The 26031-nt window shown below is 55.5% G+C and carries 18 protein-coding genes; 11 read left to right on the forward strand and 7 right to left on the reverse strand.

Annotation, left to right across the window (positions count from 1 at the left end; genetic code table 11):
* Positions 1-38: 38 nt before the first annotated feature.
* The 4 genes from ACR0EO_RS08245 to xdhA are packed head-to-tail and all read right to left on the reverse strand — an operon-like array spanning position 39 to position 6248.
* Positions 39-1556 carry an ABC transporter ATP-binding protein gene (locus tag ACR0EO_RS08245; RefSeq protein WP_480688793.1) on the reverse strand — a complete coding sequence of 506 codons (1518 nt, stop codon included), beginning with the start codon at positions 1554-1556 and terminating at the stop codon, positions 39-41.
* Positions 1553-2488 (reverse strand): xanthine dehydrogenase accessory protein XdhC, encoded by a 936-nt coding sequence (xdhC, locus tag ACR0EO_RS08250; RefSeq protein ID WP_480688795.1) that lies wholly within the window; start codon positions 2486-2488, stop codon positions 1553-1555. The genes ACR0EO_RS08245 and xdhC overlap by 4 nt, the downstream gene beginning before the upstream one ends.
* A complete protein-coding gene (gene xdhB, locus ACR0EO_RS08255) occupies positions 2488-4890 on the reverse strand; it encodes a xanthine dehydrogenase molybdopterin binding subunit (protein WP_480688797.1) in 2403 nt (800 codons plus the stop codon). Before xdhB ends, xdhC begins: the two co-directional genes overlap by 1 nt.
* Positions 4887-6248 (reverse strand): xanthine dehydrogenase small subunit, encoded by a 1362-nt coding sequence (xdhA, locus tag ACR0EO_RS08260; RefSeq protein WP_480688799.1) that lies wholly within the window; start codon positions 6246-6248, stop codon positions 4887-4889. Before xdhA ends, xdhB begins: the two co-directional genes overlap by 4 nt.
* Before the next feature lie 344 nt (positions 6249-6592).
* Between xdhA and dnaE the strand changes: the two genes are divergently transcribed.
* From dnaE to ACR0EO_RS08275, 3 genes are all read left to right on the forward strand, one after another.
* A complete protein-coding gene (gene dnaE / locus ACR0EO_RS08265) occupies positions 6593-10093 on the forward strand; it encodes a DNA polymerase III subunit alpha (RefSeq protein WP_480688801.1) in 3501 nt (1166 codons plus the stop codon).
* A gap of 83 nt (positions 10094-10176) precedes the next feature.
* Positions 10177-10401 (forward strand): YMGG-like glycine zipper-containing protein, encoded by a 225-nt coding sequence (locus ACR0EO_RS08270; RefSeq protein ID WP_480688803.1) that lies wholly within the window; start codon positions 10177-10179, stop codon positions 10399-10401.
* A 2-nt stretch (positions 10402-10403) separates the two neighbouring features.
* On the forward strand, positions 10404-10775 hold the full coding sequence (locus tag ACR0EO_RS08275; protein ID WP_480688805.1) for a hypothetical protein: 372 nt from the start codon (positions 10404-10406) through the stop codon (positions 10773-10775).
* Positions 10776-10779: 4 nt separating this feature from the next.
* Here ACR0EO_RS08275 and ACR0EO_RS08280 read toward each other — a convergent pair whose 3' ends face one another.
* On the reverse strand, positions 10780-10974 hold the full coding sequence (locus ACR0EO_RS08280; RefSeq protein ID WP_170573549.1) for a SlyX family protein: 195 nt from the start codon (positions 10972-10974) through the stop codon (positions 10780-10782).
* A 129-nt stretch (positions 10975-11103) separates the two neighbouring features.
* On the opposite strand from ACR0EO_RS08280, the gene hisS reads away from it, so the two are divergent.
* Genes hisS through hisG form a run of 3 tightly spaced genes read left to right on the forward strand, consistent with a single transcriptional unit; the run spans position 11104 to position 14369 of the window.
* Complete coding sequence (hisS, locus tag ACR0EO_RS08285; RefSeq protein WP_480688807.1) at positions 11104-12591, forward strand: histidine--tRNA ligase; 1488 nt, start codon at positions 11104-11106, stop codon at positions 12589-12591.
* A gap of 3 nt (positions 12592-12594) precedes the next feature.
* Entirely contained in the window at positions 12595-13683 is a 1089-nt protein-coding gene (locus tag ACR0EO_RS08290; RefSeq protein ID WP_480688809.1) for an ATP phosphoribosyltransferase regulatory subunit, read from the forward strand.
* Positions 13680-14369: an ATP phosphoribosyltransferase gene (hisG, locus tag ACR0EO_RS08295; RefSeq protein ID WP_480688811.1), complete on the forward strand. Its 690-nt coding sequence runs from the start codon at positions 13680-13682 to the stop codon at positions 14367-14369. Before ACR0EO_RS08290 ends, hisG begins: the two co-directional genes overlap by 4 nt.
* Here the strand turns inward: hisG and ACR0EO_RS08300 are convergent, their stop codons facing one another.
* The gene (locus ACR0EO_RS08300; protein ID WP_480688813.1) at positions 14370-14801 is read right to left on the reverse strand and encodes a DUF1489 family protein; all 432 of its coding nucleotides are present in this window, start codon (positions 14799-14801) and stop codon (positions 14370-14372) included.
* 129 nt (positions 14802-14930) lie between these two features.
* Here ACR0EO_RS08300 and ACR0EO_RS08305 point away from each other — a divergent pair, with 129 nt between their 5' ends.
* The 5 genes from ACR0EO_RS08305 to ACR0EO_RS08325 all read left to right on the forward strand — a co-directional run bounded on the left by ACR0EO_RS08305 (position 14931) and on the right by ACR0EO_RS08325 (position 22326).
* Positions 14931-17213 (forward strand): adenosylcobalamin-dependent ribonucleoside-diphosphate reductase, encoded by a 2283-nt coding sequence (locus ACR0EO_RS08305; protein ID WP_480688815.1) that lies wholly within the window; start codon positions 14931-14933, stop codon positions 17211-17213.
* A 519-nt stretch (positions 17214-17732) separates the two neighbouring features.
* Complete coding sequence (locus ACR0EO_RS08310; RefSeq protein WP_480688817.1) at positions 17733-18998, forward strand: DUF2130 domain-containing protein; 1266 nt, start codon at positions 17733-17735, stop codon at positions 18996-18998.
* An 18-nt stretch (positions 18999-19016) separates the two neighbouring features.
* Entirely contained in the window at positions 19017-20246 is a 1230-nt protein-coding gene (locus ACR0EO_RS08315) for an SIR2 family NAD-dependent protein deacylase (protein WP_480688819.1), read from the forward strand.
* Positions 20236-22113 (forward strand): ATP-binding protein, encoded by a 1878-nt coding sequence (locus tag ACR0EO_RS08320; protein WP_480688821.1) that lies wholly within the window; start codon positions 20236-20238, stop codon positions 22111-22113. Before ACR0EO_RS08315 ends, ACR0EO_RS08320 begins: the two co-directional genes overlap by 11 nt.
* 3 nt (positions 22114-22116) lie before the next feature.
* Positions 22117-22326 carry a KTSC domain-containing protein gene (locus ACR0EO_RS08325; RefSeq protein ID WP_480688823.1) on the forward strand — a complete coding sequence of 70 codons (210 nt, stop codon included), beginning with the start codon at positions 22117-22119 and terminating at the stop codon, positions 22324-22326.
* A gap of 220 nt (positions 22327-22546) precedes the next feature.
* On the opposite strand, the gene ACR0EO_RS08330 is transcribed toward ACR0EO_RS08325, so the two are convergent.
* Positions 22547-25915: a DEAD/DEAH box helicase family protein gene (locus tag ACR0EO_RS08330; RefSeq protein WP_480688825.1), complete on the reverse strand. Its 3369-nt coding sequence runs from the start codon at positions 25913-25915 to the stop codon at positions 22547-22549.
* Between the last annotated feature and the right edge of the window lie 116 nt (positions 25916-26031).

Raw genomic sequence — 26031 nt, forward strand, 5'->3', positions numbered from 1 at the left:
CTGCTCATTCCCCCGTATTTCTATTTTCTTGTAACTGTTTAGACATGGGCCACCTCCATGCCATGCGCGCCGCCCATCATCAGGCCGATCTCATCGACTGTCAGGCCCGTGGTCGGGCGTGGGGCGCTCAGGCGACCTTCGTTCAGGGCCGCGAAGCTGTCTGAGATTTCCATCAGTTCATCGAGGTCCTGCGAGATGCAAATCACCGCTGTTCCCTTGGCCGCCAGATCCAGAATGGCTTGTCGGATAGATGCCGCAGCTGCCGCATCCACCCCCCAAGTGGGCTGGTTCACAACCAGAACATCAGGGTTTTGCAGAACTTCGCGACCGATCACGAATTTCTGCAGGTTGCCGCCAGACAACGACCGAGCAGCGTTCTCTGGCCCCGGCGTGCGGACGTCGAAATCACTGATGATTTTTTCGGCGAAGCTCTTGGTTTCGTTCCACTTCAGGAAGCCATTGCTTTCCAATCCTTCGCGAACCGATCCGGTCAACAAAGCGTTCTCGGTGAGGCTCATATCCGGTGCTGCCGCGTGACCCAGACGTTCCTCGGGCGCGGTCAGTACGCCCAGCTTACGCCGCGCAGTTGGGCCCAGTTTGCCTATGCGCTGACCGTTGAACTTGATGGCATCCGCAGTGGTCAGAATTTCACCTGACAACACACCCAGCAGTTCATCTTGCCCGTTGCCTGCGACGCCGCCGATGCCCAGAACTTCGCCTTTGCGAACGGTCATGTGAACATTGCGCAGAGCAGTGCCGAATTCCGAAGGGGACGGCACAGACAGCCCACTGACGTCTAGCGCGACATCCCCGAACTCACGGCCGGAACGTTCCGGAGTTTGCAACGTCGAACCCACCATCATCTCGGCCATATCCCGTGCCGAGGTCTCGGCCGGTACGCATTCGCCTACATTCTTGCCTAGACGCAGGATCGTAGCGTGGTCACAAAGGGTACGGATCTCTTCCAACTTGTGCGAGATATAGAGGATCGAGGTGCCTTCGGACCGCAACTTATTCAGCGTTTCAAACAGGATATCGACCTCTTGCGGGGTCAGAACCGAGGTCGGTTCATCCATGATCAACAGTTTGGGGTCTTGCAGCAGGCAGCGGATGATCTCGACCCGCTGACGCTCACCAGCGGACAGATCGCCAACCGTTCGGTAAGGATCCAGTGGCAGGCCGTACGTCTCGGACACTTCGCGAATACGAGAGGCCAGATCACCCATTGCGGGCGGGTTCTCCATCCCCAAGGCGATGTTCTCGGCCACATTCAGCGCGTCGAAGAGCGAGAAGTGCTGGAACACCATCGCGATCCCGTCAGCGCGTGCTGCGCGGGGCTCCGGTGGGGCAAAGGTCTGTCCGCGCAGCAACATTGTGCCGCTGTCGGGTTTCACCAGGCCATAAATCATTTTCACCAGCGTGGATTTTCCCGCGCCGTTTTCTCCCAGAAGTGCGTGGACCTCACCTTCACCGATGTCAAAGGACACCTGATCATTGGCCACGACGCCGGGATAGGCTTTGGTTAGCCCTTGTAAGCTTAGCAGTGGAGTGGTCACGCGCTCAGGTCCTTCTTCAATTCGTTCTGCCGGGTGGGGCGCAGCAATTCGGCTGCGACGCCAACGGCGATCATTTGCGGGTGTTTGCCCAGCGTTGGGTCACCAATCGGGCAGGTGATCCGGCTGATCCGTTCGGGTGTATGCCCAAGGTTCGCCAGCCGCGACCGGAATCGCGCCCATTTCGTAGCCGAGCCGATCAGCCCCGCAAACCCAAAATCATGCGAAAGCAGCCGGTTGCACAGCTCTAAGTCCAGATTGTGTGAATAAGTAAGCACAAGGTGCTCGGCATTTGGCGGTGCATGACGTACCAACTCAGCTGGTTTGGCTGCTGGAACTGTTGTTACACCAGCTGGGACCAAGGCTGGAAAGCGTTCAGGCCCGGTGTCGACCCAGGTGATCGCGATGTCGGGTAGGGGGGACAGAACGTCCACCAGTGCACGTCCGACATGACCTGCGCCCCAGATCCAGAGGTTCCGTGTTGGTTTGTGGACAGGCTCAACCAGCCAGCCTTCGACTAGTTGCGGTTCGGGTGCAATCCCTTGACCCCGCGCGGTTGCCAGCAAACGTTTGACGGAAAGGGGCATTTCACCTTCTGTGGCAGATCGCGCGATGACCGTGTCGTCTAGCGCATCAACCGTCTTGAGATCATAAACCTCGCTGAATAGTGAAACGGCCCCGCCGCAGCACTGGCCCATGTCCGGACCGAGTGCGTGATGTGTCAGGCGGTGTTCCATGGTTTGCTGTCTGGCAGCTTCGGCAGCTTGATATTCCAGCGTGCCGCCTCCGATTGTTCCGCTTTGCCCGTCCTCCCAAACCAGCATTGCGGCACCGACTTCGCGCGGGGAAGACCCCTTAATCGCAGCGATGACAACCCGGGTGACTTTCCCGTGGGTTTTGACCGCCTCCCTCAAAGCCTCTCGATCAAATCCCATCAGATGCCTCCCTTCATCCGCTGGACACCGTGCCAGACCTCTTCGGCCGTGGCGGGCGCATCCAGTGCCGGATAACTGTCCCCGCAAGCTGCCACCGCGTTGGACAGCGCTAGCCAGGCAGAGATTCCTAGCATAAAGGGCGGCTCCCCTACTGCTTTCGAGCGATAGATCGTGTCCTCGCGGTTCTCACCGTCCCAAAGTGCGACGGTGAAGATGTCGGGCCGATCCGAGCAGGCAGGGATTTTATAGGTCGATGGCGCATGTGTGCGCAGATTGCCCTTGCCATCCCAGACCAGTTCCTCGGTCGTTAGCCATCCTGCACCCTGAACGTAGCCACCTTCGACCTGCCCGATGTCCAAGGCTGGGTTCAACGAAGCTCCTGCGTCGTGCAGGATATCGGTACGCAGGATGCGGTTCTCACCGGTCAGAGTATCGACGGCGACCTCGGTGATCGAAGCGCCGTAGGCGAAGTAGAAGAACGGCCGGCCACGTCCGGCGATCCGGTCCCATTCAATCTTGGGTGTTTTATAGAACCCAGTGGCCGAAAGGCTGATACGCCCCTGATAGGCAAGTGCGGCGGCTTCGGCGAAGGTATAGCGTTCTTCGCCTACCGACACGTTGCCGTCAGAGAAGGTGACTGTCGAAGGATCGGCCTGATGCCGTTCAGCCAGATACTCGGCCATCCGATCGCGGATCGTGTCACAGGCAGCTTTCACGGCCATGCCGTTCAGGTCACTGCCTGAGGACGCTGCCGTTGCCGACGTATTGGGCACCTTCGCGGTATCGGTCGCCGTGATCTTGACCATCTCGAGCGGAATGCCAAAGCGCGACGCGGCCACTTGCGCGACCTTTTGGAAAAGGCCCTGGCCCATCTCGGTGCCGCCATGGTTCAGGTGAACCGATCCGTCCTGATACACATGCACCAGAGCGCCAGCCTGATTGAGGTGGGTCAGCGTAAACGAGATCCCGAACTTGACCGGAGAGAAGGCGATGCCTTTCTTGATCACACTGTTCTCGGCGTTCCACTTTTCGATGGCGGCCTTGCGCGCGGCATAGTTGCTGGATTTCAGCAGTGCCTCGGTCATGCCATGTAGCTCAAAATCGCTGACTTCCATGCCATAGGGCGTGGTATTGCCACCGGCGGGCAGGGGGCGTACCGGTGCATCACCCATTTCAACCGCACCACGGCTGGTCAGGTCTTCGTGCGGGTCGGGGTGACCTAGCGGTTTCTCGGCCGGGGCTGCCTCAGCAATCTTGTGCGCCGGTTCATAGTAATTGCGACGGCGCAGTTCGACCGGGTCCATTCCCAATTCATAGGCCGCGTGATCCATCACGCGTTCGATACCCACCATGCCCTGAGGGCCGCCAAACCCGCGATATGCAGTGGCAGACTGGGTGTTGGTCTTCAGTCGGTGGCTCTCGATCCGAGCATTCGGCAGCAAGTACGCGTTGTCCGAATGCAGCATTGCGCGGTCGGCTACGGGCAGGGACAAATCCTGCGCCCAACCGCAGATCACATGGTGCAAGAACGAGACACCCTGAATATGGCCATGCTCATCGAATCCGGCCTTGTAGGAAATCCGGAAGGCGTGACGCTTGCCGGTGATGACCATGTCATCGTCACGGTCATAACGCATCTTGCAGGCCTTGCCGGTAGCCCGGGCCGCCACTGCGCAGGCCACCGCCAAAGCGTTGCCCTGGCTTTCCTTGCCGCCAAAGCCGCCGCCCATCCGGCGGGTTTCAACCCGGACGGCATGCATGGGAACGCCCAGAGCATCGGCCACTTTGTGTTGAATCTCGGTCGGGTGCTGGGTCGAGCTGTGCACTAGCATATCCGCGCCTTCATTCGGCACGGCGAGGGCGGCCTGACCTTCCAAATAGAAATGTTCCTGCCCGCCAAGTTCGAAGGACCCTTCGATCACGTGAGTCGCGCTCGCGATGGCCGCGTCTGCGTCACCCTTGGCATAGGTGCGGGGGCCGTCCTCGAAGCGGCTGTCGGCTGCCAGCGCCTCTTCGACCGTCAGGATCGGAGTTTCTTCGGCATAGTCGATCTTGCCCAAACGCGCGGCCTTACGGGCGGCCAGATGGCTGGTCGCGACAACTAGAAATACGGGCTGACCGATGTAGTGCACTGTACCGTCGGACAGTAACGGTTCGTCATGGATCGACGGAGAGACATCGTTTGCGAAGGGCAAATCTTCAGCCGTCATCACCATGGCAACGCCTTCAGCCTCTTTCACAGCCGACAGGTCCATCGACGTGATCTTGCCCTTGGCAATCGGGCTCAGCCCAAAAGCCAAATGCAACGAACCCTTGGGGGTTGGAATGTCGTCAACGTATCGCGCCGAACCTGAGACATGCAGCGGCGCCGCGTCGTGCGGAAGGGGTTTGGTCACGCTCATGCCGACACCTCCAATACGTTGGTCACTTCGCCCTGATCTTCAAAAAAGTACCTTTCAAGCATCGCTTTGGCGGTTTCCAGACGATAGGTGGCCGAGGCGCGCATGTCCGTGAGTGGTGAAAAATCGTCGGCAAATTTGGGCATCGCTGCGTCAATGGTTTCGCGTGTCCAGGGTTTGCCAACCAATGCGGCCTCGACGTTGGTTGCCCGTTTTGGAACGCCTGCCATCCCACCAAACGCGATGCGCGCTTGCGTTACGGTGTTCTCTGAAACGGTGATATTGAAGCACCCGCACACGGCCGAGATATCCTGATCGAACCGTTTGCTGAGCTTGTATGCCTTCAGGCGGTCGGCCTGACGGGGGAAGCTGACGGCCTCGACGAACTCACCCGGAGCGCGGTCTTGCTTGCCGTAATCGATGAAGAACTCCTCAAGCGGAACCGATCGGCGTTCGTCGCCTTTGCGCAGGTGCAGAGTTGCGCCAAGGGCGATCAAGGCCGGGGGGTTGTCTCCGATGGGTGAGCCGTTGGCAATATTGCCACCTACCGTCGCTGCGTGGCGAACCTGAACACTGGCATAACGGCGGATCATTTCCGCATACGAGGGGTGAAGATCGGCCAGAGCTTCTCCCATGCGGTTCATGTCGACCATAGCGCCAAAGCGAATTTCGTCCTCGGTGATCGAGATCTCTTGCAGGTCCTCGCAGCGGTTGAGGAAGATTACAGGATCAAGATCGCGCAATTGCTTGGTGACCCAAAGCCCCACGTCGGTGGCCCCGGCGACCAGTGTTGCGTCTGGGTTTTCGATATACACTTTTGCCAACTCGTCAGACGAGCCGGGTAGCATGGGTGATGCGCTTGGCGTTGCCACTGGTTTGTCTTTGACCCAAACCGGCACGGGTTGTTCCTCAGCGGCCTGAGCTGCGCGGATGATCGGCGCGTATCCGGTGCAACGGCACAGGTTGCCGGCAAGCTGGGTGTCGTGATCCGTCGCGCCGTTCGCGTGGCTGGCGACCATCGACATGACAAAGCCGGGAGTGCAGAAACCGCATTGCGAGCCGTGCAGGTCAACCATTGCCTGCTGAACCGGATGCGCTTCGCCGTTTGGTCCGCTTGCGCCTTCGACAGTTCGCACTGCTTTGCCATGCAGCTGCGGCAGGAACAGGATGCAGGAGTTCAGCGCTTTGGCGCCGCTCTGGTCCGTCACCATGACAGTGCAGGCACCGCAATCACCTTCGTTGCAGCCTTCCTTGGTGCCAGTCAGGCCGCGATCCTCGCGCAGCCAGTCCAGCAGGGTCGCCGTCGGATCGACATCCGCCAGCTCCACTGTCTCTCCGTTCAGAAGAAACGTGATATTCATACGAGAAACCCGTCGCCTTACCCGGTTGCGCCCTTGGGTGCCCTCCTTCGATGCGACGTAGAAAGAGTGGCGGGCGGATAGCTTGCCGTCAGATGTTAGAAACAGCGCGCCTTATCTGGCAAGAAAAACTGCCTATATGATGCACCATTAGACCCGAGCGGCCTGTGAGTGTCGCGTTTGTGTAGGAGGTAGTCGCTTGTAAATAAAGCGCTTTTTGAATGCGACGCCCGGTCAATCCCGAAGCACCTTCTGGAAAAGCCGAATAATCATCGTCGATTTTTTAGGCATTCCAAAGCTGCGGTTACCGCTTTTGCCGCGCCGCCGGCTGGGATAGCGTAGGCGACATGAGCAGTACTCCTCGATTCATTCACCTCCGCGTTCACACCGAATACTCTCTGCTGGAAGGCGCTGTGCGGCTGAAAAAGCTGCCCGCGCTCTGCGAGAAAATGGAGATGCCCGCCGTAGCGGTTACGGACACCAATTCAATGTTCTCGGCGCTGGAGTTTTCAGTGACGGCCAGCGGGGCCGGAGTGCAACCGATCATGGGTTGTCAGGTCGATCTGACTTATGTGCAGGCGCAACCCGGTGAAAAGCCCAAAATGCCCGCGCCGTTGGTTCTGCTTGCGCAGTCCGAAGTGGGCTATGAAAACCTGATGAAGCTCAGCTCATGTCTTTACGTGGATAAAGGCGGGCAACTGCCGCAGGTCACTTTGGAAGAGCTGACTGAACGGTCGGATGGTTTGATTTGTTTGACCGGCGGACCGGATGGGCCAGTGGGGATGTTGCTGCAGCAAGGCCAGCGGCCCGCTGCCGAAGCGTTGGTAGACCGTCTGGCGACTATGTTCCCGGATCGTCTTTACATCGAACTCCAGCGTCATCCGGGCGAAGGTGGGCAGCCTGAGGCCGAACGCCTGACCGAGCGCGGCCATGTTGAAATGGCCTACGCCAAAAACTTGCCGCTGGTTGCAACTAACGATGTCTATTTCCCTACAACGGATATGTATGAGGCGCACGATGCGCTGATCTGTATCGCTGAAGGGGCATATGTCGACCAACAGGACGGTCGCCGCCGTCTGACAGCGCAGCACTACTTCAAATCTCAGCAGGAAATGGCGACTCTGTTTGCCGATCTGCCCGAAGCGATCGAAAACACTGTCGAGATCGCCAAACGCTGCGCCTTTATGGCTTACCGTCGTGATCCGATCTTGCCGAAATTCGCGGATGACGAGGTCGCCGAGCTGCGCCGCATCGCTAATGAGGGTCTACAGAAACGTCTTGCCGTGATCCCGCATGCGGTGACGCCAGAAGAGTACCAGGAGCGGTTGGACTTTGAGCTCGACATCATCGAAGGGATGGGTTTCCCGGGCTATTTCCTGATCGTTGCCGACTTTATCCAATGGGCAAAAGACGAAGATATTCCGGTGGGGCCGGGGCGGGGCTCGGGTGCGGGCTCTCTGGTGGCCTATGCGCTGACGATCACCGACCTTGACCCGCTGCGCTATTCTCTGCTGTTCGAACGCTTTCTGAACCCCGAGCGGGTCTCGATGCCTGACTTCGATATCGACTTCTGCATGGATCGCCGCGAAGAGGTGATCCGTTACGTTCAGCAGAAATACGGCCGCGACAAGGTGGGGCAGATCATAACCTTCGGTGCCTTGCTATCCAAGGCCGCTGTCCGTGATATTGGGCGGGTTTTGCAGATGCCCTATGGGCAGGTGGACCGTCTATCAAAGATGATCCCGGTCGAGGGTGTAAAACCTGTCTCCATCGAGAAGGCGCTGAAAGACGAGCCGCGTCTGCGCGAAGAGGCGCGGAACGAAGAAGTCGTCGATCGTTTGCTGACCTATGGCCAGCAGGTTGAAGGGCTGTTGCGCAACGCCTCAACCCACGCCGCCGGTGTTGTGATCGGAGATCGCCCGCTAGACGCTCTGGTGCCTCTCTATCAGGATCCGCGATCCGACATGCCCGCAACCCAGTTCAACATGAAATGGGTTGAACAGGCTGGGTTGGTGAAGTTCGACTTTCTGGGCCTGAAGACACTGACCGTGATCCAGAATGCAATGGATTTGATCTTCAAATCCGGGCGACCCCTGCATGTGGCGGCGGACGGCACCGAGCTCTATGAGCCAGCCGATGGGGCTGAGAACCAGATCAACGCAATTCCTCTGGATGACGAAGCGACTTACAAGCTCTATTCAGCCGCCAAGACCGTGGCGGTGTTCCAGGTGGAATCCTCGGGCATGATGGATGCGCTCAAACGCATGAAGCCAACTTGTATCGAGGATATCGTTGCCCTTGTTGCGCTCTATCGTCCGGGTCCGATGGAGAACATCCCGACCTATTGCGAGGTCAAGAACGGTCAGCGCAAGATCACCTCTGTTCACCCGCTGATCGACCATATCCTTGAGGAAACACAAGGCATTATCGTCTATCAGGAACAGGTGATGCAGATCGCTCAGGTGATGGCTGGGTATAGTCTCGGCGGCGCTGACTTGCTGCGCCGCGCGATGGGTAAGAAGATCAAAGAAGCGATGGACGCCGAACGCCCGAAATTCGAAAAGGGTGCCGGTGAGAATGGCGTGGACGCCAAGAAAGCCTCTGAGGTTTTCGACCTGCTCGAGAAATTCGCCAACTATGGCTTCAACAAGTCCCACGCCGCTGCCTACGCGGTGGTCAGCTATCAAACTGGCTGGCTGAAGGCGAACCACCCGGTCGAGTTCATGGCGGGTGTCATGAACTGCGATATCCACCTGACCGACAAGCTGGCGACCTATTTCGAAGAAGTCCGCAAGGGGTTGGAGTTACCTTATGTGCCGCCCTGCGTGAACCGCTCTCTGGCCACGTTTGATGTGGTTGACGGGCAGTTGGTGTATGCGCTGGGCGCGCTCAAAAACGTGGGTGCCGAAGCCATGAACCTCGTAGTTGATGGGCGCGGAGACAAACCGTTCGTAAACTTGTTCGACTTTGCCCGTCGGGTTGACCTGAAAAAGGTCGGAAAACGTCCGCTTGAGATGCTGGCGCGGGCAGGAGCGTTCGACCAGCTTGATAAGAACCGTCGTCGTGTGTTCGAAAGCCTTGATCCGCTGGTGCAGTACTCGGCGGCGATCCACGAACAGAAGAACTCGAACCAGGTCTCGTTGTTCGGAGAGGCAGGGGATGATCTGCCTGAACCACGTCTATCGTCCACACCTGACTGGTTGCCGGCAGAACGTCTGAGTGAGGAATTCAAGGCGATTGGCTTCTATCTGTCGGGTCACCCGTTGGATGACTACATGCCCGCGTTGAAGCGTAAGCAGGTCATGACCTTGGACGACGTTACGGAAAAGGCGCGTTCCGGTCCGTTCATTGCCAAGATGGCGGGTGTTGTTGCTGGGCGGCAGGAACGAAAGTCTGCGCGGGGTAATCGTTTCGCTTTTGTACAGCTGTCGGACCCGTCCGGCGCTTATGAAGTCACTCTGTTTTCAGAAACGCTCGAGAAATCGCGCGAGTTTCTTGAGACCGGCGCGCAGGTGGTATTGAGCGCCGAGGCGACAATGGAATCCGATCAGCTCAAACTATTGGGGCGTTCCGTGGGGCCAGTAGACTCGGTTGTGGCTGAGGCCGGTGCGACCGGGCTGAGGATATTTGTCGATGAACCGGGTGTTTTGGCAACGGTCGCCAAAGTGCTTGAAGATGCCGCCGGCGCGGCGAAACGGGCCTCGAAGGGACCGATCCATATCTGCCTGATGGACCCCGGGCTACCCGGGGACGTTGAGATGGATCTGGGCCAAAGTTTCCCGATCAATCCCGAGATCAAAGGCGCGATCAAGTCGTTGGACGGTGTTACCGAAGTCGAGGAAATCTAAGCCCCTTTTGTTGCCACAGTGTTTTTGCACCGCTAGGCTGTGATCATGCCCCGGTTTGGGGAGTGGCACAGGAGGACACCGTTATGGCATTTTCGACCATTGGTTTCAGAACTCTGGCCTTTGCAACAGCGGCATCGCTGGCATTGGTTTCGGCATCTGCCGGTTTGGCGGATAGCAAAGATGACAAAAAGAAGAAAACAATCGAAGGCGCGCTGATTGGCGCAGGCGTCGGTGCGCTGGTCGGCGACGGCAAAGGTGCCGCGATTGGTGGCGTGGCCGGGGCCATTATCGGACATAACTGGAAGTGAGAATGATGCGTTTGAATTCGATCAAAATCGCTTTTGCGTCGCTTTGCGTATCACTGCCGGGTGGAGCGTTCGCTGACGACGCCGCAAAGCAGATGGTACAGGACGCACTGCCCGTCATGCACTACACCTGCGCCTCGATTGCCGAAGAGGCGGATGGTGATGAAGCCTTTGTTGTAGAAGTGGTTGGAAAGATGACGGCCCTGTCGCTTTACAATCGCCAGGTCAACATTGAAGACCACGCGGCCACCGACGAGGAAAAGGCCCAACTGCGTGAGGCATTCATAGCTGCGCTGTCGGAACGGTGTGCTGCGGATAAGGATGCGCTCTTGGGTGGCGTGGTCGATAACGCGGTGAAAACGACGCTGGGAATGTAACTCTTCAATAATGCGGCGGGCGTTCGTCTCCGAACACAACCCCGCCCGAGCCTTCCTGCGCCCGTTCAGCCTCGCGCTGTAGCAGCATCTCGACCCGGCGGGTCAGGCGGTCGATCTCGCCCTGCTGTCGGGTCACAACCGTATTCAATTCTTCGACCGTACGCGTCAGATGGGCGATCTGTTCTTCCAGATGCTGCATGGTTTTCTCCTGTCTCATGCAGGTCATAGCGACACCGTGACGGCAAGGCCAGCGAAAGCGCGCCTTGCCCCGATGCGGGGCATGGGATAGACCGCGCGCGGAACAAGGATACTCCTAAGGACGCCCCACATGGCCAAGCCCAAGAAACAGCCCCGCCCCAAGGCAATTACGCCGAAAGGGTTCCGCGACTATTTCGGCCAGGAAGTCACGCAGCGCACCGAGATGCTGCGGGCTATTGCAGATGTTTATCATCGGTATGGGTTTGATGCCTTGGAGAGCAGCGCGGTTGAGACCGTTGAAGCGCTGGGCAAATTTCTGCCCGACGTGGACCGCCCGAACGAAGGTGTATTCGCGTGGCAGGAAGTTGACGAGAATGACAAGGGCGATTGGATGGCCCTGCGGTACGACCTGACCGCACCACTGGCACGGGTCTACGCGCAGCACCGCAATGATCTGCCCACACCTTATCGTCGCTATGCGATGGGCCCGGTCTGGCGCAACGAAAAGCCGGGACCGGGACGGTATCGCCAGTTTTATCAATGCGATGCGGATACGGTGGGCACGGCCTCAATGGCTGCGGATGCCGAGATCTGCGCGATGCTGTCGGATACGCTGGAAACCGTCGGTATCCCGCGCGGCGACTATCTCGTGCGGGTCAACAACCGTAAGGTTCTGAATGGTGTGCTCGAAGCGATGGGGCTGGGCGAAGACGCCGCCGCTCGCGATAACGTCCTGCGCACCATCGACAAGTTCGACAAAGTAGGCGAAGCGGGTGTACGCGAGCTGCTAACCAAGGGCCGTCTGGATGCCTCAGGTGCGTTTATCGATGGCGTAGGTCTCAGCGATGATCAGGCCGAGCCGGTGATTGCATTCCTGACTTCCAAAGCCGGAGACACCGCTGGGACACTGGCAAACCTTCGTGCGGCCGTAGGCGAAAGCAAAATTGGCGCTGATGGTATTGCTGAGCTGGAACAGATTGGTGAGCTGTTAGCCGCAGGCGGCTATGGAGCGGACCGGATTGAGATTGATCCGTCGGTCGTCCGCGGCCTCGGCTACTACACCGGGCCGGTTTACGAGGCTGAACTGACCTTTGAGATCTTTGACGAGAAAGGCCGCAAGCGGCAGTTCGGGTCGGTCTCGGGCGGCGGTCGTTATGACGACCTCGTCAAACGGTTCACCGGGCAGGAAGTACCGGCGACCGGCGTTTCCATCGGTGTTGACCGCCTGTTGGCTGCCCTGCGTGAAAAGGGCCGCATCGCGGCGCAAGCTACAGGGCCCGTGGTCGTCACTGTCATGGATCGGGACCGCATGGCAGACTATCAGGCGATGGTGGCCGAGCTGCGCAATGCGGGTATCCGGGCCGAGGTTTATCTGGGCAACCCCAAGAACTTCGGCAATCAGCTGAAATATGCGGACAAACGGAATTCGCCCATCGCAGTGATCGAGGGTGGAGACGAAAAGGCCAACGGGATCGTCCAGATCAAAGACCTGATACTGGGCGCCAAGATCGCCGAAAGCGCCACGCTTGAGGAATGGAAAGAACGCCCCAGCCAGTTCGAAGTGCCTCGCGGTGATCTGGTCGCCAAGGTGCGCGAAATTCTGGACAGTCAGGACTGAGCCATGCCCAATCGTTCCCAGATACAGGCCCGCGCTGCGATGATGCGTGTGCGGTTTGAGGCGGCAGGCGCACAAGTTGTTGACCCTCCATTGCTGCAACCGGCCGAAACACTTTTGGACCTGTACGGCGAGGATATCCGCGCCCGTGCCTACGTAACGTCTGACGCGTTGCGCGGTGAGCAGATGCTGCGCCCGGATTTCACGTTGCCCGTGGTGCAAATGCACATGAACGAAGGCGCTGAACCGGCGCGCTACACCTACTCCGGTGAGGTTTTCCGTCGGCAGGAGCACGACCCGGATCGGTCGAACGAGTACATTCAGGTCGGCTACGAGGTCTTTGATCGTGATGATCCCTCGGGTGCAGATGCCGAAGTTTTCTCGCTGTTCGCCCTGCAACTGCGTGGGCTGCCTCTGCGCGCCGCGACTGGGGACATCGGTATCCTGACTGCGGCTGTCCAGGGCTTGCGCACAACTGACCGCCGCAAAGCCGCTCTGATGCGGCATCTATGGCGACCTCGGCGGTTCCGGGTTCTGCTGGATCGTTTTGCCGGGCGTAAACCCGGACCGGAAGGGCGCGACAGTCTTCTGAACGCGGAAAACCCGTTGGACAATGACATCCCCATGATCGGCAAGCGCCGCGCGTCCGAAATCGAGGCGCGGATTGAAGCCCTCCGCGAAGATCGTGATACGCCGCCGATCTCCGACAATGAACTGGCCGGGTTGGAAACGCTGCTGAACGTACGCGAAACTATGCCCTTTGCGCTGGAACAACTGCGGGACGTGGCGGTTGACCTGCCACAGATCACTCCGGCGCTGGACCGGCTGGAAGCGCGGATCGCGTCATTACAGGCACGTGGAATCGACGTGGCGCGGCTTGATTTTGAAGCCGCTTATGGTCGCACGTCGATGGAGTATTACGACGGTTTCGTCTTTGGATTCTACGCCGAGGGGCGGCCTGATCTGCCGCCAATCGCAACCGGCGGACGCTATGATGCGTTGACCCGACAATTGGGCAACGGTGCGGAAATCCCTGCAGTTGGTGGCGTCATTCGTCCCGATCTGATGCTGGAAATCGAGGAGGACGCGCAATGAGCCTGAAACTGGGCGTGCCCTCTAAGGGCCGGTTGATGGAAAAGACCTTTGCGTGGTTCGACAAGCGCGGCATAGCCCTGTCACGCAGCGGCTCGGATCGAGAGTACGCGGGCAAGGTTGAGGGAATTGACGGAGTCTCTCTGGTTTTGCTTTCTGCCGGAGAAATCCCGCGTGAGCTGGCAGCAGGACGCATTCATCTTGGTGTCACTGGTATCGATCTGGTGCAGGAAAAACTGCCCCGTTGGGAGCAGCAAGTTGAAGAGGTTTCTCAGCTTGGGTTTGGCAAGGCGGACCTGATCATCGCAACGCCTGCTTGCTGGGTGGACGTGGATACGTTGGACGACCTGGATGCGGCAGCTGCAGCATTTCGCAAGACCCACGGGCATCGTTTGCGGATTGCCACCAAGTACCACCGGCTGGTTCGTGAGTTCCTGACCGACTCGGGTGTCGCGGATTACACTTTGGTGGATAGTCAGGGCGCGACCGAGGGCACAGTGAAAAACGAAACCGCCGAAGCAATTGCCGATATCACTTCGACCGGTGAAACCTTGCGTGCAAACCACCTTAAGATTTTGTCTGACGGTATGATTCTGCAATCACAGGCGACCCTGTGGCGCAGCCGGATGGCGAAATGTGATGCCGCTGAAAAAGCTGTTTTGACTGAGCTGTTGGATCGGTTGCGGTAACTAGAGCACGCCGATTTCGGCTAAAGCACGGTTCAGGTCGTCGGGCAGGGCGTCGTCTTGCTCGCGACCTTCGGGCAAGTCGGCGGGTGTATCCTCGGGTTTTAAATAACGCCAGCCCTGGAACGGTCGTTTGAGCGCATTTTGGGTCCGGTGTACTTCGGGATCCAGAACGATAGCGCAACGGCGGATACCGTCCTCTCCGCGCACCTCATCCAACCGCAGAATACGCTGACGGCATTGGATCACGCCTTTGATCACCCAATAGATTGATCCGCCATTCAAAATTTCGGCTTCGCGTTTGGGCCACATCCGAGTGACGTGGCGCGGGCAGCCGTCTTCATACAGCGGTTTGCGGCTGTCCTGCCACGCGATCAGCGTGTCGACGCTTTCGGAACCAACCGAGAGTTTTATGAGGTTTACGTACTTATCCACAGGTTTCCCACAGAGTCGTCCCGAGCTTGATCTTTATATTGTAGCTCTATGTGCGGTGTCATCAAGGTGTTGTGGTCTGGTTGTGATTTGAGGTAGTCTGGATGCCTCTTTCAGAACAGGGAATCACCAATGAGCCGCTTTGCCGCCCCCATCGCCGAGCAGATCTGGGACATGAAATACCGCTTTAAAAAGGCGGATGGCACGCCAATTGACCAGACAGTCGAAGATAGCTGGCGCCGTATCGCCCGCGATCTGGCGCGGGTGGAAAAAGACCCGGCGCATTGGGAAGAAAAATTCTATGAGGCGCTGGAGGATTTCAAATATCTGCCGGCTGGGCGCATCACCGCAGGCGCTGGCACCGCGCGGCAGGTGACTTTGTTTAACTGCTTCGTGATGGGAACTGTGCCCGACAGCATGGGCGGTATCTTTGACATGTTGAAAGAGGCCGCTCTGACCATGCAGCAGGGCGGGGGGATCGGTTATGATTTCTCTACCATCCGTCCGAGAGGCGCGGATGTGCATGGGGTGGCAGCGGACGCTTCGGGGCCGTTGAGTTTCATGGATGTTTGGGATGCGATGTGCCGGACCATCATGTCCGCAGGCTCGCGCCGCGGTGCGATGATGGCGACCATGCGCTGTGATCACCCGGACATCGAACAGTTCATCACCGCCAAATCCGACCCGGCGCGCCTGCGCATGTTCAACATGTCTGTTCTGGTGACGGATCCGTTCATGGAAGCGGTTAAGGCTGATGGCCCGTGGGAGCTGGTATTCGGCGATAAGGTTTACCACACCGTTCAGGCCCGCGATCTGTGGAACAAGATCATGCAGGCTACATATGACTATGCCGAGCCGGGCGTTATCTTCATCGACCGAATTAACCAGGCCAACAACCTCAACTATGTTGAGACCATCGCGGCGACCAACCCGTGTGGCGAGCAGCCCTTGCCTCCCTACGGCGCTTGTCTGTTGGGTTCGATCAACATGGCACGGCTGGTGGCAGAACCCTACGAAGATGCTGCCCATCTGGACGAAGAGGCGCTTCAAGAGCTGGTCGCCACCGCCGTTCGCATGATGGACAACGTGGTTGATGCATCGAAGTTTCCTCTGCCTGAGCAAGCCGCCGAAGCGCAGGCCAAGCGCCGGATCGGGTTGGGTGTAACCGGATTAGCGGATGCTCTGCTTATGATGGGCTTGCGATACGGCTCGGACGAAGCGGCGCGTCAGACCGAGCGCTGGTTGCAAGCGATCGCGCGCGCCGCCTATCTGGCGTCGGTCGACTTGGCGAAGGAAAAGGGTGCGTTCCCGTTATTCGATGCCGAGAAGTACTTGGCCAGCGGCACCATGAAACAAATGGACGATGATGTGCGCGATGCAATCCGCGAGCATGGTATTCGCAACGCGTTGCTGACATCTATCGCCCCGACCGGCACGATTTCTCTGTACGCGGGCAATGTCTCATCGGGGATCGAACCGGTTTTTGCATATGCCTACACCCGTAAGGTGCTGCAAAAGGATGGTTCGCGAACCGAAGAAGAGGTCGTAGACTATGCCGTGCAGATGTGGCGCGACAAGTTTGGTGACAAAGTGCTGCCCGACTATTTCGTCAATGCTCAGACGCTGTCACCGTCTGACCACGTTAAGATGCAGGCAGCAGCTCAGAAATGGATCGATAGCTCGATCTCTAAGACCATCAACTGCCCAGAAGATATCAGCTTTGATGCGTTCAAAGATGTATACATGCAAGCTTGGGACCAAGGTTGCAAAGGGTGCACCACGTATCGCCCGAATGATGTAACCGGCTCGGTGCTGACAGTTTCCGAGAGCGCCGACACCGCTCCGGGTGAAAGTGCGGCTGCGCCTCATGAGGTGGATGGCGGCGAGGTCGTCTATATGTCCGAGCCACTGGATCGCCCGCAATCTCTGGAAGGTTCGACTTACAAGCTGAAGTGGCCCGATAGTGAGCACGCGATTTACCTGACGATCAACGATATCGTCATCGGTGGCCGCCGCCGCCCGTTCGAGGTCTTCATCAACTCAAAGAACATGGAGCATTACGCTTGGACGCTTGCCCTGACGCGCATGATCTCGGCCGTGTTCCGTCGTGGTGGCGATGTATCGTTCGTGGTTGAAGAGCTAAAGGCTGTGTTCGACCCGCGCGGTGGTGCTTGGGTGCAGGGCAAGTATATCCCCTCGATTCTCGCAGCGATTGGCGGCGTAATTGAGCAGCACCTGATCAATATCGGTTTTCTCGAAGGTGAGGGGATGGGGCTCAAATCCGATCCTCAGGCGCAAGTCGTCAACATGGACGCCCCTCGGGGTAAGGCCTGCCCATCTTGCGGTCAATTCGATATGGTGATGAACGAAGGTTGCATGACCTGCCGTAGCTGTGGCCACTCTAAGTGCGGCTAGGCTGGGTAGCAGCAATAGCGACATGAACCGCCAGGCAATACGAACCCATTTCGGTGGTTTTGGCGCCCATAAACAAGGTCATTAGCGCCCACAACTCGATTTATTGGGAAACAAGGCGTCGGATCGTTGATCAACGGCGCCTTGTAGTTTGCGAGATTGTGAGTGTACGCAGAAGTCTTACGAGAATTGATGGCAACACCCTTCAGAAAGCGACAACACTGAGACTGCCGTCGATGTCCGAGTTGCGCAGGAAACGGTCTTTGCGAAGCCAAGCGAGCGGCCCAGTCCTAGCCTTTAAAGGCCTGCAATCGCTGCGGCGCGGCTTTACCAAACAGCCATTTGCCGCAGGTGAAAATCAACCCATTGACCAACGTCAGAAGCACGGACAGAGTTAGGTCGGAAGGTTATTCGTTTGGGAATGGAATTAGTTGTTGTGCAAGCGCTACAATGCCGCATGGTTGTACACGTATTCTATGGTTCCTAGTGTTTCGCCAGACAAAATTCATCAAGGAGCATTGGATGCAAGAGCCAGTTATTGAATGCCCAAATTGCGGCACTGAAATTAAGCTCACCGAGTCTCTAGCTGGTCCGTTGCTGGCGGCTACTCGGTCAGAGTATGAAGGGAAGCTCCAGGAGCAAAAACAGAAATTTCAGACTCGCGAGCAGGCGCTTCACGCGAAGGAGAATGAACTCCAGCTGGCGAGAGAAAATCTGGATCATCAACTTCAAGAGCGAATTAAAGAACAAAGAGCGTTGATCGCAGAAGAAGAGAAGCGAAAGGCCCAGGTGGCTCTAAAATCTGAGTTCGACGCCAAAGCTAATGAAGTGAAGGAGTTGGAAGAATTTTTGAAATCCAGCAACGAAAAGCTTGCTGAAGCTCAGAAGGTGCAGGCAGATGTGCTAAAGAAAGAGCGACATCTGGAAGAACAGAAACGTGAATTGGATTTGACTGTCGAGAAGCGTGTTCAGCAATCGATTTCTGAAGTCCGGGAGAAAACAAAGGCTGAGATAGAAGGTGAGTTAAAGCTCAAGGTATCTGAAAAAGAAGAACAGATACAATCAATGCAGAGGCAAATCGAGGAATTGCGACGCAAGGCTGAGCAAGGTTCTCAGCAATTGCAAGGTGAGGCAATGGAGCTAGAGCTTGAACAAGAACTTGCAGCAAAATTTCCTCATGATGAGATTGAACCTGTGCCAAAAGGAGAGTTTGGCGGAGACGTCTTGCAAACCGTGGTTGCTCCAAACGGCATAAAAACAGGTTCAATTCTCTGGGAGTCAAAGAGAACAAAGAACTGGAGCGATGGCTGGTTAGCGAAACTTCGAGGAGATCAACGTGCCGCAAAAGCGGAGATTTCTGTTCTGGTGTCACGTGCTCTTCCTAAGGATATCGAGACTTTCGGGCAAATGGATGGAGTCTGGGTTTGTTCTCCACGATTTAGCACTGGTCTTGCGATTGCTCTCAGGCAGACACTGGTTGAGGTAGCCTTGAGCCGACAAGCCAAAGAGGGTCAGGAAACCAAAATGGAGCTTGTCTATGATTATTTGACTGGGCCTCGATTTAGACATCGCGTCGAAGCAATCGTTGAAAAATTCTCAGATATGCAAGCCGACTTGGATCGAGAGAGAAAAGCAATGACGCGCCTTTGGTCAAAGCGCGAGACGCAAATTCAAAGTGTAATTGAAAGCACTGTCGGCATGTATGGCGATCTGCAAGGAATAGCCGGGCGCGCAATACAAGAGATCGATGGGTTGGAGTTGCCGTTACTTGAGGCAGAAGACGAATAGAAGAAGCAGGAAATATTTGTGACTAATTTTCATGACCCAATTCGGCATCTAAAATACCTCAGGCAATCTCTTTCGCAAGATAACGAGGCGATTGGATTCTTCCTGTCAGCAGGCTGTCCTCTAGCAGTGAACATGCCGGACGGCCAATGGCCGCTTATACCTGATGTTGCCGCCTTAACGAGTAAGGTTTCAAGCGCTCTGACCGGGAACGCAAAATACAACCAGCTTTTGGAAGAGTTGAAGAAGGCTGGCAAAAATCCAGAAAACGTTGAAGATATTCTAAGTTTCCTGCGGGGATTACTTTCAGTAGCCAAAGGTGGAGATGTACGGGGTTTCATCGAGGAGGACCTAATCTCGTTAGAGCAGGCAATCTGTGAGCAGATTGTCTCCGTTCTAAATGTACCGCTTCCCAATGACGAAACACCATATCATCAGTTGTGTAGTTGGGTCAGGTCTATTGATCGAAAAGTCCCAATTGAAGTATTCACCACAAACTACGATCTTCTTATGGAACAAGCTCTAGAAGACTATGAGGTGCCGTACTTCGACGGTTTTGTAGGTGCAAAGAAGTCTTTCTTCGACCTTAGAGCTGTGGAAGACGATATGATCCCGGCCCACTGGACTCGGCTCTGGAAAATCCATGGTTCGATCAACTGGCACCAAGAAAACAACAACGATCAAAAAAGAGTATTTCGTTCGTCCTCTGTCAAAGACTCTGATTCCCACCTCATTTATCCGTCTCACCTAAAATACGAGGAGAGCAGGAAAATGCCTTACCTCGCTCTCATCGACCAACTTAATAAGTTCATACGTCGAAAATCATCGTTCTTGGTGCTTTCGGGTTATTCCTTCAACGATGGCCATTTAAACGATGCGATCTTGAATGCGCTAAAGGCAAACCCAACTGGAATGGTATTGGCTTTGCAGTTCGGAAACTACGAGTTTGCAGAAAGTGAAGATGGTTCTGGCGAAAGATATCCCAACGCATATCAGTTAGCCAAAAAGCAGCACAATCTGAATGTATGGACATTCGATAAAGCTATTATCGGTACGAGTTTAGGACAATGGCATGCCTCAAAGCCAGCAGATGATGCCGACAGGGAATTGAGGGCGTTCCTGCACAACGTCCAAGTTGAGGAGAGTGCTGGAGCCACAATGCCGTCTGTTAAGTTGGGTGATTTCGCTGAACTGACCAGGTTCCTAAAACATTTGATTGGTAGCGGTTTGGGTGACGAGCATGCAGGCTGACGAAAGTTACTTGGGAGACGTGCAAGACGTAAGCGGGACCACTGTCAGCCTCGCCATGTCGTCGAAGTCCCTGACAGGCTTTGTGTACATCGACGGCCAAGGTTATCGAGCGGGACAAGTGGGGAGCTTCGTACGCATACCAATTGGATTTGACAACTTGTTTGGAATTGTTAGCCAGGTCGGCGCGAGTGCCGTTCCAGTATCAAAAACAAATGAGCTGGACATAAATAGTCGATGGATGACTGTACAGTTGATCGGCGAAGGACCTAAGAATGGCACATTCCAAAGAGGCTTGTCTCAGTATCCAACAATTGGTGACCCGGTTCATCTTGTTTCTGAGAAAGAGCTTAAAGGGATATATGGTCAACCTGACAAGCCTTACTTCGTAAAGCTGGGACATGTATCAAACGCTGAGTCGATACCAGCACTGGTCGATGTAAACAAATTGATCACAAGACATTCGGCGGTGGTTGGCACCACAGGCTCGGGCAAATCCACAACCGTGGCTAGCTTAATGAATGCTTTGTCTGATCGGCAGAATTATCCCTCTGCTCGCATCATCATGCTCGATCTGCATGGCGAGTATGGGCGGGCTTTGGATGACAAAGCCAATTTGTTCAAAATCTCACCATCTAATCCTACTCAAAAGGATTCTCAGAAACTGTTGGTGCCTTATTGGGCGCTGAGCTTTGATGAATTGTGCAAAGTTGCATTTGGCGATTTCAATAGTGAGAAAGATCGCAATCTTGTCATGGAGCGGGTGCACAAGTACAAGCTTGCGTCACTTCAAAAGACCCCTCGAAAAGGGGTGTCTAAAGATACGCTTAGCGTGGATTCCCCTATTCCGTTCAGTCTTCATGATCTTTGGTATGAGCTTTTTGTCGAGACGTTTGCAACTTATTATCGTGAACGCGCAGGCGATCCGAAAGACAACCTCGCTTATGCAACAGACGCAGGTGGTAACGAACTGAAAGGAGATGCCTTCAAAGGAATTCCTCCCCAGTTCAAGAACATTGTTACGGCTGCTGGTGAAGAAAAAATCAACTACTTGCCGGGCGCATTGAACATAGGAAAGCAAGTGCAACTACTCGGCACCAAGTTGCGGATTCCCAAGTATGACTATATTTTCCGCCCCGGTGAATTCCTCGCGAATAGCGAAGGAGAAACCGAAGCTGATCTAGATCAGCTACTGAGGAGTTGGATCGGAAGTACAAATCCGATCTCAATATTAGACCTTTCAGGGGTGCCATCCGATACTTTACGCACGACCATTGGAGTGCTTTTGCGGTTAATTTACGACGCGGTGTTCTGGTCAAGAGATTTGTCGCAAGGGGGGCGGTTCAGACCTCTTTTGATAGTAATGGAAGAGGCGCACATTTATTTGAACCAACAATCAGAGTCGGCCGCCTCGCAGATTGTCAAAAGAATTGTCAAAGAAGGTCGGAAGTACGGCATCGGTGCGATGATCGTCAGTCAGAGACCTGCTGAGATCGACCCGACCGTACTGTCTCAATGCGGAACATTTTTTGCCTTACGTCTCGCGAACGCAACAGATCGCTCGCAAGTTTCTTCAGCGATGTCTGATAACCTTGACGGTCTGACGGGAATGCTGCCGATCTTGCGTACCGGCGAAGCAATTATTTTGGGGGAAAGCGTTAAGTTGCCCATGCGTACCACAATAGAACCCCCACCACCGAACAAGCGTCCCGACAGCCAGGACCCAATCGTATTTGACGAGGTTTCTCTTGATGAGACCCAACACCCTGGAGGTTGGGGTATTCCGATGGAGAATGAACCAAACTACAAAGAGATGGTTGAGGCTTGGCGTGCGCAAAACCCAAAAATTGATAGGTTGATTAAGGAATAAACTATGGAAATGGTTCCCGTTGACTCAAGCAACGTACGTGCAGTCGGATATGATGACGTTTCAAACACACTTCAAGTGGAGTTTCTGAACGGGTCGCTCTACCAGTACTTCGATGTGCCGAGGCAGGTTTTTGAGGGTTTGATCGCAGCAGCATCTGTTGGAAGTTATCTGCATCAGAATGTGAAGGGTGTGTATCGTTACTCGCGGGTATAGGCGCAGATTGCAAATTTTCTTTTCGTTGAAGTTCTGCTCTCCATTAAAGTTGCGCCGACTTTGCACCCGCAGCGAACTTCCGTTGGCCTTCCTAGGTCGCGCGCAGACATGTCCGGCTTGAGCTGCGAGCAGATAATCAATCTCATCACAGAGAAAGGTCCGCTTCATGTGGAAACTTGATAAAACTGGGTGATCTGGCTTCGCTGCTGTCTGAGGCCGCCTAGTGCTCGCCTGCTCCATCCGAAAAGAACACCACTGAAATGCGTTGTCCAATTGCGGGTTCGTGGTCGCGTGATACCTGCTCAGCTTCTTCGATGACCCGGACCATCTTTTCATGGATCTCAGCGGACGCCTGATGATCGCTTTCGAGCTTTTCCAAGATAACCTGAAGCGCGATGTAACCCTTGGGAAGATCCTCATAGGCGAAGCTGTCACGTACTTCGTGTTTCGCTTGTTCCCAGAAGGGATCAAGCTCACGGCTCCACGCCTCGCACACCATTTCCACGGCAAGCAGTGACAGATGGCCAAACCACTCTTGATCACTGAGTTCTACACCACCTTTGCGTCCCATGAACTCGGCGCAAGCTTTCATGAGGCTCTCAACGCGAGCGGGGCGCAAGTCCCATTCGGTCAGCTTGCCGATCTGCTCTGAAATCGTCTCTAGCGCTTCGGAGAGATCTTCCAGAGACATGTGGGCGTGTTCCATGCCCAGGCTTCTGGTCCGTTCGTATGCAGTCTCCAGAGATTGGACGCAGGCCAGCTGGTCGCGTTCCAATATCAGGCCTGGCGCAGTATCCTTTAGAAGCAGCAGGCGTGGCGGAAAGAAGCTATTGCTCTTGCTAAGTCCTTTGAGATGTAGCGCCGTGAATTTCTCACGGGCCGATAAGAGCGCCAACTCGGCGCCCCAGGTGCCCTGGATCTTGGCCTTGTCGATGAGTTTGTAGCGGTCTTCTGGGATTGTTTGCTTGGTGCGTTCCAGCACGTCGTGAAAGTTATTGTCGCGAAGCAGCCGTGGGGATCGCAGATATTTTACAACACTATTGAGGATCAGTTCTGCGTCTTCGGTGCTTTCTTCTAAAACGGCGTCGATTAGCGCCTCCCCAGCCAAAGTTTTATAGTTCTCTATGCGCTGGGCGATTTTTTCGTCAGATGCAAACTGACCTACTGGCACATCAACAAGGTGGTAATTGACGACCCCGAACTCACTATCGATCCTGTCGATCCTACCCAGACCTTGGATGAGCTCTTTCAGGTTCGAGGTCAGACCAAGCAACACCAGCGTGTCTGACGACTGAAGGTTGATGCCTTCAGCCATCTTGTAAGTCAGAAAAACCGATGCAGATCCTTTTGGTTCGTTCTTTCCTCCAGGTCGGAAGTAAGACTCCACGGACTTGCCCTGTTTGATACGCTTGAAACTGTCGGGGCCATCTCCAAAGATCGCCTTCACGGCGCGATCTTCACCCTTGGTTTGGTTTCCCACGACATAGTTGGTGTGGTGGCCTCTGCGCGACAGCGCTTCTGCAAAAATCTCGAGTGTGTCCGTCCGTTCCGCGAGAAAGACGACCCTGTCTTTTTCGTTTTGTATTCTCAGGCACGCCTCATACCGCTTCTCATCAAGCTCCTTGAGAACACTGAGACTCAGTTTTTGGTTTAGAGCGTCGCATTTCTTTGTGGGTTCAGGCGCTTCTATTCCCAGTGCCGCGAACATGTCGGACTGGTCGCGGTGGGATACCTTTTTCTTCGATTTTCCACCACGCTCGAACTCGCGAAGCGATTTGCCAATAGCTCCATGAGACATCTCCCAATGGGCTTGGGCAGCACTCACGCGCAGAATGTTCAAAAGGTTTCGGATGTAGAGCTGATCCTGCGTGCTTTGTTGCGTGCTGACGTGCCCGAACCGGCTTTTCTCGACTGCGGTCACCCTACCGCCAGGCGCAAGCTCTTTGCAGAGAGCCACAATCTCATCCAGGCGCGTTTGCTGAGGCTTTGTCACCTTAAGTTTCTTCGGGCGCCCGTGGTTTTCAAGTTTCGGGTAACTGTGCTTCTTGGGATCTTCGTCCTCGCCGATGCATCGCCTTTGTCTGCGTGTCAAAAACGGCGAAACAAGTTGAGCGAGTTCGGTGCGAGCCTCTCGCGTGAGCGTCGTTTCAGGTTCTGACAGAACGGCCAGTTGTGCATCCTGGTTGAAGATATCCTTGGGAACGTGGGTTTCGCGCTCGAACAACTCACCCATGGCCTGAATGAAGGTTGGGGTCATGAAAATGGATGCCCGCTTCTCCTGCATATGGGTCAACCAGTCGACATCCCGGTTCCCGAGCAGCGTTGCCGATAGACAGACATTCCAGCTTGGCGGGGCAAGTTCGATGGCTGAGGCCATTTGAGATGCTTGTTCAAAGCCCGGAGTAACTGTGTGGCTTTCATCGATTATCAGAATGCCAAACTGATCGAGCCTGAGCCCAGATTTTTCTTCATCGCCAGCGCCACGGAGGTGTTGTTTGGCAAGTTTGCTGTTTGCGACAGGTTGGAGCGAGTTTGTCGAGTACTTGCGCCAACTGGGAATAACTTTGGGCGGGGCAATTACAGCTGCATTTTTTCGCGCAACGCCATGGACGGGGGAGCGGGGAACGACTTCTGAGAATGTTTCTGACAATGCTTCAGCCAGGTGACAGCCGATTTCTGTCTTTCCCGAACCGGTTGGCGCTTCTACGAAGGCGATGCCATGGTCATAGACGATGGAACACGCCTCATAGGTCAGCTCCTGTTGATACCCAAACAGCGTATGGCTCGTGATCTCTTTTCGGGCTCCGGTGAGCCAGGGTTCAAACCCCTTTTGTTCCGAGATAGTTCGCGCCATCGCGTCTTCAGCGGTCACCGGTTTGATAAGCTTTTCGAGTATCTCCAGCGCTTCGGTATTCCAATCGACAGACACATCCCAAGCCTGCTCAGCGGCTTCTGTGCGTTCGACCTGAAGTTCATGAGTGCCCGCATCCAGGTCATCGGCATACTCGATGTTTCTGTAGAGCCCTGAGTAGGAAAAGTTTGCGGACCCGGCGACGGCACCTTTTGGTGAGCTGACGATTTTTGAGTGTAGCCGCCGATCCCCAGATATCCCCAACTTGCGTTTGGCGAGCTCCGGATCGAAGACACGCAGATCAATTTTCCCGGTTTTGATGGCGTGTTTTGCCAGCACTGCGATGAGATCGTGATCCTCCTCCACTTGAAGCCCGGAGCGCTCCAGCCAGTAGAGTTTCATTTCTTCGGTGACTGGTTTGGGGTTGGTCAGCCTTTTGGTATTCGCTGTGTCGATCCCGAACGATATCCGGATCCGGATATCGCTGTCGTTTTCGGGATCCCTCAGCTCAGGCAATTCCTTCATCAAAATCGACAGCGAAGACAAGAAGTCCTGATACCCGGTGACAATCAGACAATCCCCGGAGGTGATATGGGGTCGATAAAGATTGATGACCGGCCGGTCGATATTGGTGCCGACCTTCGCAACTGGTTCGGCATCAAGCTCGCTTGCGGGCTTTTGTTTTGCTTCGGTGAGCTGCTTTGGCTTGGAACGCAGCCAATCAGGGAGTGAAAACAATGAACAAGACTTGGTTTTAGGACGCTTAGTCTAATAGTGATACTGCGGGCATCGTCCTTCAAGATATCACCGGAAGAAACATTCGTTTTCCTGAAACTGTCGGAAATTCGCACCGG

The sequence above is a fragment of the Ruegeria sp. BE9 genome, assembly GCF_056538765.1.

Bases quoted from the DNA above. Each gene is read 5' to 3' on its own strand.
- xdhA (WP_480688799.1), bottom strand. From the start codon at position 6,248: ATGAATATCACGTTTCTTCTGAACGGAGAGACAGTGGAGCTGGCGGAT.
- hisS (WP_480688807.1), top strand. From the start codon at position 11,104: ATGGCCAAGCCCAAGAAACAGCCCCGCCCCAAGGCAATTACGCCGAAA.
- dnaE (WP_480688801.1), top strand. From the start codon at position 6,593: ATGAGCAGTACTCCTCGATTCATTCACCTCCGCGTTCACACCGAATAC.
- xdhC (WP_480688795.1), bottom strand. From the start codon at position 2,488: ATGGGATTTGATCGAGAGGCTTTGAGGGAGGCGGTCAAAACCCACGGG.
- ACR0EO_RS08270 (WP_480688803.1), top strand. From the start codon at position 10,177: ATGGCATTTTCGACCATTGGTTTCAGAACTCTGGCCTTTGCAACAGCG.
- ACR0EO_RS08280 (WP_170573549.1), bottom strand. From the start codon at position 10,974: ATGCAGCATCTGGAAGAACAGATCGCCCATCTGACGCGTACGGTCGAA.
- ACR0EO_RS08275 (WP_480688805.1), top strand. From the start codon at position 10,404: ATGATGCGTTTGAATTCGATCAAAATCGCTTTTGCGTCGCTTTGCGTA.
- ACR0EO_RS08305 (WP_480688815.1), top strand. From the start codon at position 14,931: ATGAGCCGCTTTGCCGCCCCCATCGCCGAGCAGATCTGGGACATGAAA.
- xdhB (WP_480688797.1), bottom strand. From the start codon at position 4,890: ATGAGCGTGACCAAACCCCTTCCGCACGACGCGGCGCCGCTGCATGTC.
- ACR0EO_RS08310 (WP_480688817.1), top strand. From the start codon at position 17,733: ATGCAAGAGCCAGTTATTGAATGCCCAAATTGCGGCACTGAAATTAAG.
- ACR0EO_RS08320 (WP_480688821.1), top strand. From the start codon at position 20,236: ATGCAGGCTGACGAAAGTTACTTGGGAGACGTGCAAGACGTAAGCGGG.
- ACR0EO_RS08325 (WP_480688823.1), top strand. From the start codon at position 22,117: ATGGAAATGGTTCCCGTTGACTCAAGCAACGTACGTGCAGTCGGATAT.
- ACR0EO_RS08290 (WP_480688809.1), top strand. From the start codon at position 12,595: ATGCCCAATCGTTCCCAGATACAGGCCCGCGCTGCGATGATGCGTGTG.
- hisG (WP_480688811.1), top strand. From the start codon at position 13,680: ATGAGCCTGAAACTGGGCGTGCCCTCTAAGGGCCGGTTGATGGAAAAG.